This is a genomic window from Candidatus Fokinia solitaria (assembly GCF_003072485.1).
Taxonomy (GTDB): Bacteria; Pseudomonadota; Alphaproteobacteria; order Rickettsiales; family Midichloriaceae; genus Fokinia; species Fokinia solitaria.
Genome location: NZ_CP025989.1, coordinates 675,047 through 687,493, shown reverse-complemented (window position 1 = coordinate 687,493; position 12,447 = coordinate 675,047). Strand labels below are relative to the sequence as shown.

Sequence of the window (12,447 nt, the reverse complement as noted above, 5' to 3'; positions counted from 1 at the left end):
ATAAATCTGCTACTTTACCCTCTTTACCAGTTTACTTTAAGTATCGTACTTCCCATTCTAAGTCGAATTTTAGCCATTTGATCTCTACTTCTAAACGCGTGCATTCATCTGAGATAACAGAAGGATATGAGGTGGTAGCTCTTAGATCTTCGATCTCAAGCATTAAACTCCTAATCTCCCATAATAAACCTTCAATCTTCTTTTTTCCCGCAGTGTTATATGAGATTTTGGTGCGCAAATCTTCTACTTCTCTTTTTAAGTATCTGATTCTTCTCTCCCAGCTTTGTACTTTATCTTCGAAAGCACTTTTTTCAATGGCGCTATATGAAATCTCAGTTTTCGTGATTGCGTGGCTTTGAAGAAGGGGAGTTATTAGCGATGCACACACTGCAAAGCACAAGATCAGTAGAGGCATGTCTACACATGAGAATTAAAACATGCGTATGCTAGATAATCACAACGCAACTTGCAATACTCAGATAATCATAAAATACCGTATCAGTCTGAGTTTATAGAAGAGGGTAGTGATGGAAATGACTGCGAGTTGTCAGAGTACCATTATCGTATGAGATAACTGTTTTTCCACCACTTATATCCCTCGAAATGGCGTGCTATAGTACAAGTTTACGAGCTACTCAAAGACGTAACCATATTTTAGTAGTTCTGTTTCATATTCTTTTATATTTTTCTTTAATAAGTCAACTTGCCGATCGTGTTGCGAGATTTCATTATCCCACTGCTTTGCCAAAAAGATTGCCTTTGCTCGCTTCTCTCGTACTATTTCTCTTTCGTTGCTAGCCATAGCACTATAGATGTTATGAATTTGTTCTCTTACTTCCTTCTCTTTATGGCACATTTGTTTATAGTACTCCAACAGCTGAATCTTTTTCTTCCGTAGTGCTATTTGTGAATCACGTTTTTCTTGGCAAAGAGAATATATGGCATTATTAGACCAGTACTGCCAGTTATCTCGTCCTGTCCGCTTCTTACAAAGCGTTAACACTTTCTCTAGTTCAATATCTTGTTCTAGGAGTGAAGTGTGTTCCCTGGTACTTTCTATGAGCTGATTTAATAGCGAGATCGCTTCATCGTACAGCTTAATCAACTTCTCTTCAGAAGCAGCATCTTCAGAAGCACTATATGAAATCTCAGTTTTCGTGATTGCGTGGCTTTGAAGAAGGGGAGTTATCAGCGATGCACACACTGCAAAGCACAAGATCAGTAGAGGCATGTCTACACATGAGAATTAAAGCATGCGTATGCTAGATAATCACAACACAACTTGCAATACTCAGATAATCATAAAATACCGTATCAGTCTGAGTTTGTAGAAGAGGGTAGTGATGGAAATGACTGCGAATTGTCAGAGTACCATTATCGTATGAGATAACTGTTTTCCCACCACTTATATCCCTCAGAATGGCGTGCTATAGTACATAGATATCATCTCCTTTGAGATTGCCACGTGCTACTTCATATACTAGTATTTTACCCGCGCCTTTCGCAGCATTAAGTAGAGAATGTGGTATTATTTTACTTCGCGCTACCATCTCTGCTATATTTGTACCCTTTGATTTAACCGTCTCTCTTAGTGCCGATGTCATCCCTTCTTTTGCTTTTTTAATTCCTTGCCATACTTTAGGTAAATTCTCTCCTTTACTTCCGATCCATGATCCAACATCTTTGGCTATCTTACCGCCTTCCTTTAGTGCGTTCGGGATATCTTTTCGAAATACGTTTAATGCTACAGTCGGATTTATAGCTTTCATCGCTTTTAATGGAGTATTTAATTTACCATACCCTACAGCGAAATCCGCTATATGTGCAGCTGTATTCGCTATAGGATTATCTTTCTCCTCTCGAGTCAGTCCTAAATTATCCTCTAGTCCTACCTCTTTCGCCAATCTAGCCTGCCCTTCTAAAGAGAACACATCTGCAAGAGGCCTTAATGTCTTACTTATACCTGGTAATGCTTTATCCGAAGCATCTAATGCGTAATCTAATACTGGCCTCATTGGCTTAAAATTTTTCTTCCCTTTTACTCCTCGTTGTATTAAATCTCCAACAAAACGAATAATCTGATCAGGTGCTGTTGGTAATTCAATAGCGGCTTTTGTCGCTGATTTTGCTATTGCGCTTGCTATTTGTCCACCTGGTAAATCTCGAAAGTTCTTCGCATTAATAATACTCTTAGCATCCGCCATAGCATTGGCCGTATCATTGTCCATTCCTATAGGATGCGCGCTATTAATTTTATTATTCTTGATACTACCGCCATCGTTATTGTTAGCCGGAGGATTGTTAACGATATTATCACCGCCATTATCTCCGTCTCCTCCAGTAATAGTATCATCAGTAACATCGTTACCATCATTATTATTCATATTAGCTACTACAGCTGATACATTATCCTCTTGCCGTTCATCGTTCTCTTTTCCTTCCTCGTAATTAATATCATATTCCTCCCGCGCTTCCTTTGTTCCATATGAAGCATGTTTTTTATTAGTAAGTTCTTCATACATCTCTTGTGAATAAGGAGATAGTATACTGTTTTCTGGAAATATATCTTCAATTATGCCGTCATATCTTTTCTGCGATATAACGCCCCTTTCTTTTAATGATAATAATTCACCTGTCATCTGCGTCAGTGTTGCCGTCCTTACTCTTTGCAAATAAGTATCTATCATATCACTTTTATTCTCTCTAATCTCCATCATCAATGTTTCAAGATCTAGTGTATTATATCGCTCACTAATGATATCGCCTTTCGCTCTTGTAACAGCCATCAAAAAGCCAGTTTCTTTTAAAATTCTTCTACATAACCACGCTAGCTCTCTAGCATCTTCCCTTTCAAGGCCATACTTAGTATAAAATGTCGCAAGACTCCCTATATTAAATTCATATCTTTTAGTTTCAGTATTATAGGCGTCACTCATTATTTTATTTATATACTCTTCTAACGCAGAATCATTCTGCATTTTCTCCAGCATTTCTGGATTTCTCTTTAGTATTCTCATCATTTTCACTTTATTCGCCTCAATGTCATCTATAACTGATATATATTGTGCATCTTTTGCTATATTTTTTATCTTCTCTTCTATTGCTTTCCTCGCATCTGAATCTGCCTTCAATTTTTCTGATTTTGCTTTCTCAGCGTCTGCTGCCGCCTTTAACCTTTCCCATTTTGCTATTTCAGCTGCTTCTTTTCTCGCCGCTTCTTTCCTTTTATTATCTTCTTTCAGATTTTCAACTTCAGCATCATGCTTAGCTTGCGCCAAATCTAGCAGTTCCTGTTCATGCTGAGTAGGTGGTAATGGCTGGCTGAACTCTCTAGCGATAGCCGCTTGCACTATTGCATTATAAAGCTCATCATTACCATGATTATTGTTAGAATAAGTGCGAAATTTATTTGGCTTTATCGCTGCATCGCTTTGAAGAAGGGGAGTTATTAGCGATGCACACACTGCAAAGCACAAGATCAGCAGAGGCATATCTACACATGAGAATTAAAACATGCGTATGCTAGATAATCACAACACAACTTGCAACACTTGAAAAGTTATAGCACTGCGACGCTATTTTAGATTTGCAGAAGGTGAAAAACTCCCGCTACTACTATTCTTTGACTTACTATTTTCTTCTATGATAGTAATGTCCTCTTCTATAATAAGTACGACCTTTTTTGCTAGTGCAAGAATGTCCTTTTCTATAATGATATCCAACTTTTTTGCGCTGAATTTCATCAGCGATTTCAGCACTCAGTACCATCTTAGTAATGGTACTTACTTCGGTATTATATGAGATTTCAGTTTCCGCAATTGCATTGCTTTGAGGAAATATCAAAGTCATTAGCGATGTGTATATCACAAAGCATAAGGCGGAAAAAGGCATATCTATGTGTAAAAATTGAAGTACCTGCATGCTAAGTAATTACAGGGCTATTTTCAATACCTTTGTCGCGGAAATTGCGGAACGATTAAGAGGTAGTAGTAGTGTGATGACTTCGTAATGAGAGCTTTTCTATGTGATAGTTTTAATTGTAGCGTTATTGCTATCAGTAGCTTTTTTCAGCTAATTTTTGATAATCATGAAGACTTCAGAATGATAGAAATCGTTGATTGTAAATTGTTGAGATTATTCTTTATCGTGTTTTAGCACTATATGATTAGTACTGTAGCGGCATTTGATGAACGATGCTTCTAACTACGCAGATTGCATTATTCATGCTGCTTATACTCTCTACTGATGTTTTGCAAGTAGCTTACACATACGCATATTAGCGATGATAAACGTGAATCGAATGCATGGCACTCGAACACGTTCATCGTGGTACTATTTCTTCTCGTCTTCTTTTACCTCTTCGTAATCAGCATCAACATACTCATCTTCTTTCTTTTCGCCGCTTTGATCTGTCTGAGCATTTTCTCCATTACTGCTTGTTTCACTACCTTGATGCATATGCTGCCCTATAGCGATCAAAGCATTATTCAATGCTTGTATCTTTTCTTTTAATACTTCTGGATCATCTGAATCCATCACGGATTTAAGAGTAGAGATTGCATTATTTACAGAATCTTTAATTTCTTGCGAGATCTTATCTCCATGTTCTGACATGGATTTTTCGGCTGAATGAATTGCTGAATCAGCACTATTTCTTAACTCTACTAGAGTATGCTTTTTAGCATCTTCTTCTGCTGCTTGTTCTGCTTCTTTTATCATTCTCTGTATGTCATCATCGGATAATCCGCTAGAAGACTGTATAGTAATTCTCTGTTCTTTACCACTGGACTTATCGCGCGCAGATACATGCAATATACCATTTGCATCTACGTTAAATTCAACTTCAATTTGTGGTATTCCTCTAGGAGAAGGGGGGATACCTTCTAACGTGAATATACCTAACTCTCTATTGTCCTTTGCAAATTTGCGCTCTCCTTGCACTATACGTATTGTAACGGCAGTTTGATTATCAGCTGCAGTGGAAAATATCTGTGATTTCTTCGATGGAATTGTGGTATTTTTAGGGATCAAAGGTGTTGCTACTCCTCCCATAGTTTCTATACCGAGTGTTAAAGGAATTACATCAAGTAAAAGGATGTCTTTTATATCACCTTTGATGATACCGCCTTGTATTGCGGCACCTATTGCAACAACTTCATCAGGATTTACTCCTTTGTGCGGTTCTTTGCCAAATATTTCTTTAACTTTCTCAACAACAGCTGGCATCCTTGTCATTCCTCCTACAAGGATTACTTCGTCTATTTGTCCTATGCTAACTCCTGCATCTTTTAGAGCATTTTGGCATGGCGCGACTGTCTTTTCTATCAGATCTTTTGTAATACTTTCAAGTTTTGCGCGAGTCATCTTCACTGTCAGATGTTTAGGCCCTGATGCATCTGCCGTAATATACGGAAGGTTAATATCAGTTTCCATTGTGCTGGAAAGCTCTATTTTTGCTTTTTCAGCTGCTTCTTTAAGTCTCTGTAATGCAAATTTATCATTTGTTAAATCTACACTATTTTGCGCTTTGAACTCATCGCATAAGAATTGGATGATTCTATTATCGAAATCACCTCCTCCGAGAGTAGTATCACCGCTTGTAGATTTTACTTCAAATACTCCATCACTCACTTCCAGTATCGATACATCAAACGTACCTCCACCTAAGTCATATACTGCAACTGTTTGACTTTTATTTCCTTTATCAAGACCGTATGCCAGCGCTGCAGCAGTTGGCTCATTTATTATTCTCAGTACTTCTAATCCTGCTATTTTCCCCGCATCCTTTGTAGCTTGTCTTTGAGAATCATTGAAGTATGCTGGTACAGTAATAACAGCTTCCGTTACTTTATAACCTAAGAAAGCTTCAGCAGTGGCTTTCATTTTTTTCAAAATTTCCGCACTTACTTGACTTGGAGAGAGCTTTTTTCCATCTACTTCTACCCAAGAATCTTGATGTGGCCCTGCAACGACTCTATACGGTAGATGTTCTACAGAATCTTGTACAAACTTATCGTCAAACTTCGTTCCTATTAATCTTTTGACTTCAAATATCGTCTTAGATGGATTGGTGATTGCTTGCCTTTTTGCGGGCGCACCTACTACAGTAGTATTACCTTCTACATATGCGACGAAAGATGGAGTAGTTCTTGTACCTTCAGCGTTTTCTATCACCTTCGGATTTTTTCCCTCCATAATTGCGACACAAGAATTTGTTGTGCCCAGATCGATACCGATTACTTTACTCATAAAACAATTTAATAATTAGACACTTATATCCGTAGATATATGTTGGATTCTTTTAAAAGCAAATGCAATTTGTAGAATTATTTATATCAATGTTAAATTACCGCGATACTATACGTTCTCCTCTATTTTTTTTATACCTTGTCTCTTGATAACGTTTTGTATTCGCGCGTTTTTGCCTTACAATAGAGGATGCATCTTCTATAGCGATACTGAATTTCGCACCTAGATTACCTTCTATTTTAAATACGCCTACTACATCTACTATATTTCCTATATTATTCATTAAGAATTTTCCTATTTTACTTTCTGCGCCTCTGAAGAGAAAACATGTAATATTTTTTTGTTTACGTGGAAAAGGTGGCGCTATTGTGACGCTGACATGAATATTTTGAATTACTACCGCTCTAATGATTTTAGCATTTTGCAGCAAAAATCTTGGATATGGATATCCAGCGCCAAAAGGTTCAAGTATTCTAATTTCTTTAATTAATCTTTCATCCATTGCTGTGACTGATAATATCGCATCTATCTCTAAAGTCTTCATTTTGTGCGAATATATATCGTAATCTTCCGCCTTATTCATGAAAGATTCAAATTCTTCTACAATCTTTGGTAAATTGTGAAGTGATGCATTAAATCCTCCGGCCATTGGATGCCCTCCTGCGTCGTACAATAATCCGTTTTGCTTTGTATGCATCAGCATTGATACAATATTGATACCATCTATTGAACGAATTGAGCCCTTAATTTTCTCTTGTGCCGTATCTATCGAAATTATGATAGCTGTTTTTTTGGAATACTCTTTGACTCTATTTGCTAATATTCCCATTATGCCAGCAGGTAGATTATTTTTGACGATAATGATTGCTCTTTTACCATCATTATCATTTTGTACTATCTCTGCTAGTATTTCATGCATGATATCGCCTTCAACGACTTTTCTTTCTTGATTTAGTGCTTCTAACGTTAATGCCGCTTTTTTAGCGTTTTCAACGGTGTCCGCAATAAGCAGAGAAAGCGCTATGTTTGCTGTATCCATCCTTCCTCCTGCGTTTAGTCTAGGCCCTATCATGTATCCTATGTGAAAGACGCTGAGTTTATCGCCAAGCTTGAGATAATCTAGTATTACGGATAGTCCTAATATTTTGCGATTACGCATTGTTTTGATGCCAACTATTATCAGCGCTCTATTTAATGGATTGAGAGGAATTACGTCACATACTGTGCCTAATGCCGCAAAAGCCGTAAGTGGTGTGATATCCGGCTCTAAGATGTTAATCTTTTGAAAATATTTTTTCTCTCTCATCACAGCTCTAAGTGCTATTACAACGATGAGTACTACCGTGGTGGCGCAAATTTGCTTGTATGGAAAAGTTTCTCCGTGAGTGTTAGGGTTAATGATAATAGTTTCGTTATTCACTTCATCTGTTACTTCTACATTGTGGTGATCTAGCACTATACACTTCATTTCAAGTGAATTTGCAAACGCCATCTGAGATACTGAATTAGTACCGCAATCCATATAGACGATGATTTTTGCACCGTCTTCTTTCATTTTTAAGATCGCAGTGTTATTAGGACCATATCCTTCAGTTGCTCTATTAGGTATGTAGACTGCAAAGTTGCTATATTTTATAGAGTTGAAAAATGTAATGAGAGTAGCAGCTGCGCTTGTACCATCAGTATCGTAGTCAGTAAAAATATATATTCTTTCGTTTCTTTCTATAGAATCGAGAAGTAGTGCCGTTACTTCCTTCATTCTTTTGAATAAGAAAGGGTTAGGCAGTATTTTAGATAATTTTACATGTAGTAGAGTGTCTATCTCTTCCTGCTTAGAATAGCCTCTATTTATAAGTATTTTCGCTACGATCTCAGATATATTATGACGCCTTCTAACGTTACGCAAAACGTCTTCTTCTTGAGTTTTGAAAAGCCAAGTAAAATTATCAACTGACTGTCCAACGTCCATACCATCCCTGTTCATAAAATACAATCAACAAACTACACACTTGAAACAAAACTGCTCTTACAACGCGCAAGGTACTATATCTGTCTTTCAGAAAGTTCTAGACATATTCTAGAGAACGGCTTCATAATTCTATTCGCTCTCCCCTTAGCACGTGGCATGAATCTTTTTAGATAGAATGCATGATTTACAAGTATTTTACTGATGTACAATCTATCTACATCCATATTGCAATTATGTTCAGCATTTGCAATCGCGGAACGTACAAGCTTATGCACATCGTATGCAATCTTCTTTCTAGAAAACTGCAACTGCAAAAGTGCAGCGTGAACATCAAGTCCTCTTACGAGAGAAAGAACTAAACTTGCTTTGAAAGCGCTTGTTTTAATAGGTGCGCTTTTTGCTACTGCGATCTTATTCTGCATTGTAATCTAATACAGGTTGGTTCATAATCACACATGGTAGCACAATTTACATTTACCTTTCAATTGGTAAGTGAAAATTCATTTAACGATAGAAGTGCAAAACGATGAAATGGTACAGAATGCTTCTCATATATGGTGTTCTTCTGCTTTATCCAATGTATCATCTATTTCAAGGAGAAAATAGTATCGGTGCATATTTTGTTCTAGACTCTCATTATGACGCAATCTCGGATGAATTAAAAGAACTTAGAGGGGAAAAAGCTGCATTAGAGCACGAATTAAAGTTATTGAAGGAGAGTTTATCGAGAGATTATGTTGAAGAAACTCTAAGGAGAGTGATGGGGTTTTCTGATGAAAAAGAGATTATAGTACTTATGAAAGAATAGTACTTTGAGTGCTAACAGTCTTTTATTTACATATACTCTCTTTAAAAGTTTGAAAAACTGCTATCCTCGACATATATTCGATTCAACAATAAATTTTAGGAGACTTTTATGACAGCATCCAAGAATCTGCGGCGTGAGCGCGAGCTTTCTGATAAAGCAAAGGACTCTACGAAGAAAACTCGTCGTAATAGCGCAGAAAATACCATACTATATCCTGTTTTACCTCTTCGAGATGTAGTGATGTTTCCGAGAATGATAGTGCCGCTTCTCATAGGACGTAAGTCGTCTCTCAGAGCATTAGAAGTCGCAACTAAAGAGAAATTACCTCTTATTTTAGTCACGCAAAAAGATCCGAAAGATGAAGAACCAGAGGTAAGTAACTTATATAAAATAGGAGCACTCTCGAAGACTTTGCAGGTCTTTAATGGAAATGATGGCAGTGCAAAGCTGTTTGCAGAAGGTATAGAGAGAGTCAAAGTGGTAAAATTCGTAAAAAATGGTGACTATATTGCTGCACGTGTAGTAAAACTCAAGTACAAAAAAGTGCTTTCTACTCATGGCAGAAGAGTTGCGCTGCTGCGAGATACTTTAGTGAATGCATTTTCGGAGTACGCAAAGGATTACAAAAAAATTCCGCCTGATGTTTTGGATAATATCTTAAAAATCGGTAATGAAACTCTGCTTGCTGATGCAGTAACGGTGCATCTCACTCTTTCTGTGTCCAAAAAGCAAGAACTTCTAGAGTTGATTGATATTGAGAAAAAGCTTGAGAAATTGCTCTTTCATATAGAAGAAGAAGTAGAAGTAATGAAGACTGAGTATACGATCAAGGAAAGAGTTCAAAGTCAGATTAGGGAAAATCATAAAAATTACTATCTCACTCAACAGTTAAAGGCAATTCATCAAGAATTAGGAGAAGAGGATCCGAATAAAGAATATGAAGAGTTAGAAAAAAGGATTGCGCAAAAAAAACTTTCTGCGGAAGCGAGAGAAAAGGTACTTTCTGAATTTAAGAAATTGCGCCACTTAAATGCGATATCATCTGAGGCCGCTATTATCAAATTTTACATAGAATGTATACTTGATTTACCGTGGAATGAGAATTTGGAAACTGAAGTAGATTTAGAAAAAGCTGAAAGTGTGCTACGTGCGCATCACTATGGTATGGAAAAAGTAATAGAGAGAGTATTGGAGTATCTCGCGGTGTATAAAAGAACGAATAATAGTTATGGTTCGATCTTACTTTTTGTTGGTCCTCCTGGAGTTGGTAAAACATCAGTAGCATCTTCTATAGCGCAGGCATTAGGGCGTCCGCTAGCCAAGATTTCTCTCGGAGGAGTACGTGATGATGCAGAGATAAAAGGACATAGACGTACGTATGTTGGTGCAATACCAGGTAGAATTATACACGCCATGAGAAAGGTAGGTGTTTCTAATCCTGTGATATTATTGGATGAGATAGATAAGATGGGCAGGGATTATAGAAGCGATCCTGCTTCGACGCTTTTAGATGTATTAGATCCAGTTGAAAATAAGAGGTTTTCCGATAATTACCTAGAGTTATCATATGATATTTCTAATGTATTCTTTGTTGCTACTGCTAACTCTTTTGATATACCAGCGCCGCTTTTGGATCGTTTCGAAGTAATAAAGATTTCTGGATACTCAGAAGAAGAAAAGTATCACATTTTTATGCAGCATTTATTACCAAAGCAGAGAGAGGTGCATAAAATTACCGAAGATGAAGTGAAGATATCGGAAAATGCGGTGAAGGAAATTATTAGCGGTTACACAAGAGAGTCTGGTGTACGGCATTTAGAGCGTGAATTAGCAAAAGTATGTAGAAAAGTTGTAAGAACATTAGCGAACTCAACTCAGAAGAGTATTGTAATCTCTGAAGATAATTTAAATACCCTCTTAGGAGCGAGAAAATACCAGGATAATCCTATAAATGACGGTGCAAGAATCGGTATAGTGGTAGGATTGGCATATACAGAATACGGTGGAGAGGTACTCGAATTGGAAGCTGTGTTGATGCCAGGAAAAGGCAATGTGCAAATTACGGGGAAATTAGGTGATGTTATGAAAGAGTCAGCTCTAACCGCAATTGGATATATGAGAAGTATAGCAGAGACTGTATTAGTGGAGCCTAATGTACATTCTGAAAAGGATATACATCTTCACGTACCTGATGGTGCAACGCCGAAGGATGGTCCATCAGCAGGTATCGCAATATGCACAGCAATAGCATCAATCATGCTGAAGGTGCCAGTACGCAATGATGTAGCAATGACTGGCGAAGTGACTTTAACAGGCAGAGTTTTACCTATTGGAGGATTGAAAGAAAAATTACTTGCTGCAAGAAGAATAGGTATCAAGACTGTTATTATTCCTCATGATAATGTCAAAGATTTACAAGATATCCAAAATTATGTACATAACGATATGAAGATTATAGGTGTAAAATCTATGAAAGAAGTATTGGAAATCGCGCTTGTAAAAGATATTTTTATCAATGTGCCGATAAGTGATATGAAGCCATTTATCGAAGCAAGTAGTAAAGTTGTAGCGTAGAAAAGATGATTGTATGCTTTGCTGTAGATCAGGATTCTCAGAAGGCTTTAGCAGTTTGGCATATTGTCAAAGAGCGAGAAGGGATATCAGATTACTACCTACTCACTGTTTCAGATTTACGTGTTTGTTCTTGTGAGTATGATAGTGGATTGAGATTCAGCGATATTAAATGCGATGTTGTTGTAGTTATAGGAGGAGATGGATTCATGTTGAAGGCAATTCATGCGTTACTCGAATATCGTATTCAGATTTACGGAATTAATGCAGGTACTGTAGGGTTTTTGCTGAACAAGTATGTTGTAGGCGTACTGATGAACGATATACTTACTGCTAGAATAGTAATGCTGCCAACGTTAGCTATGGAAGTAAGGCATAGTGACGGTTCGATGAGTGTATATCACGCAGTAAATGAAGTATCTTTGATTAGGCAGACGAAGCAAAGCGCAAAAATAGAAATATATCTGAATTCTACGAATATGGGAAATATTGTTGGAGATGGTATATTAGTAGCAACTCCTGCCGGAAGTACTGCATATAACTCTGCAGCACGTGGTCCTATATTACCATTAAATTCAAGATGTATTGCAATGACACCTATATGTATATTTCGTCCACGTGGATGGAACGGGGCAGTTATTGAAGATTCTAGTAGAGTAGAATTTTCTATATTAGAAGCGGAGAAAAGACCTGTAAATGCCACTGCTGATTTTTGGGAGTGTAGAGATGTGTCTACTGTATCGGTAAGCATGAATAATGCATTACGAACAGTGCTACTGTTCAGCGGCAGAGAGGGGCTTGATAAGAGAGTGTTGAACGAGCAGTTTGGAGGTATTAAACTTACATAAAG

At 37.3% G+C, this 12,447-nt stretch carries 10 protein-coding genes; 3 read left to right on the top strand and 7 right to left on the bottom strand.

Annotated elements, in window-relative coordinates; translation table 11 throughout:
- Window positions 1-31: 31 nt before the first annotated feature.
- The 7 genes from Fsol_RS03100 to rplV form a co-directional block, all read right to left on the bottom strand.
- Window positions 32-415, bottom strand: a complete 384-nt coding sequence (locus Fsol_RS03100; RefSeq protein ID WP_108673424.1) for a hypothetical protein — start codon at window positions 413-415, stop codon at window positions 32-34.
- 216 nt (window positions 416-631) lie between these two features.
- On the bottom strand, window positions 632-1,231 hold the full coding sequence (locus Fsol_RS03095) for a hypothetical protein (RefSeq protein WP_108673423.1): 600 nt from the start codon (window positions 1,229-1,231) through the stop codon (window positions 632-634).
- Window positions 1,232-1,427: 196 nt separating this feature from the next.
- Window positions 1,428-3,491: a hypothetical protein gene (locus tag Fsol_RS03090; protein ID WP_108673422.1), complete on the bottom strand. Its 2,064-nt coding sequence runs from the start codon at window positions 3,489-3,491 to the stop codon at window positions 1,428-1,430.
- Window positions 3,492-3,630: 139 nt separating this feature from the next.
- Window positions 3,631-3,891, bottom strand: coding sequence for a hypothetical protein (locus Fsol_RS03085; protein WP_145958131.1), 261 nt, complete (start codon window positions 3,889-3,891; stop codon window positions 3,631-3,633).
- Between the two features lie 441 nt (window positions 3,892-4,332).
- Window positions 4,333-6,249, bottom strand: a complete 1,917-nt coding sequence (gene dnaK / locus Fsol_RS03080) for a molecular chaperone DnaK (protein WP_108673420.1) — start codon at window positions 6,247-6,249, stop codon at window positions 4,333-4,335.
- Between the two features lie 97 nt (window positions 6,250-6,346).
- Entirely contained in the window at window positions 6,347-8,233 is a 1,887-nt protein-coding gene (gene recJ / locus Fsol_RS03075; protein WP_108673419.1) for a single-stranded-DNA-specific exonuclease RecJ, read from the bottom strand.
- Window positions 8,234-8,292: 59 nt separating this feature from the next.
- Window positions 8,293-8,640: a 50S ribosomal protein L22 gene (gene rplV, locus Fsol_RS03070; protein WP_108673418.1), complete on the bottom strand. Its 348-nt coding sequence runs from the start codon at window positions 8,638-8,640 to the stop codon at window positions 8,293-8,295.
- 104 nt (window positions 8,641-8,744) lie between these two features.
- Between rplV and Fsol_RS03065 the strand changes: the two genes are divergently transcribed.
- The 3 genes from Fsol_RS03065 to Fsol_RS03055 all read left to right on the top strand — a co-directional run bounded on the left by Fsol_RS03065 (window position 8,745) and on the right by Fsol_RS03055 (window position 12,445).
- Window positions 8,745-9,026, top strand: coding sequence for an FtsB family cell division protein (locus Fsol_RS03065; protein ID WP_108673417.1), 282 nt, complete (start codon window positions 8,745-8,747; stop codon window positions 9,024-9,026).
- Between the two features lie 108 nt (window positions 9,027-9,134).
- The gene (gene lon / locus Fsol_RS03060) at window positions 9,135-11,600 is read left to right on the top strand and encodes an endopeptidase La (protein ID WP_108673416.1); all 2,466 of its coding nucleotides are present in this window, start codon (window positions 9,135-9,137) and stop codon (window positions 11,598-11,600) included.
- Between the two features lie 5 nt (window positions 11,601-11,605).
- The gene (locus tag Fsol_RS03055; RefSeq protein WP_108673415.1) at window positions 11,606-12,445 is read left to right on the top strand and encodes an NAD kinase; all 840 of its coding nucleotides are present in this window, start codon (window positions 11,606-11,608) and stop codon (window positions 12,443-12,445) included.
- Window positions 12,446-12,447 lie beyond the last annotated feature (2 nt).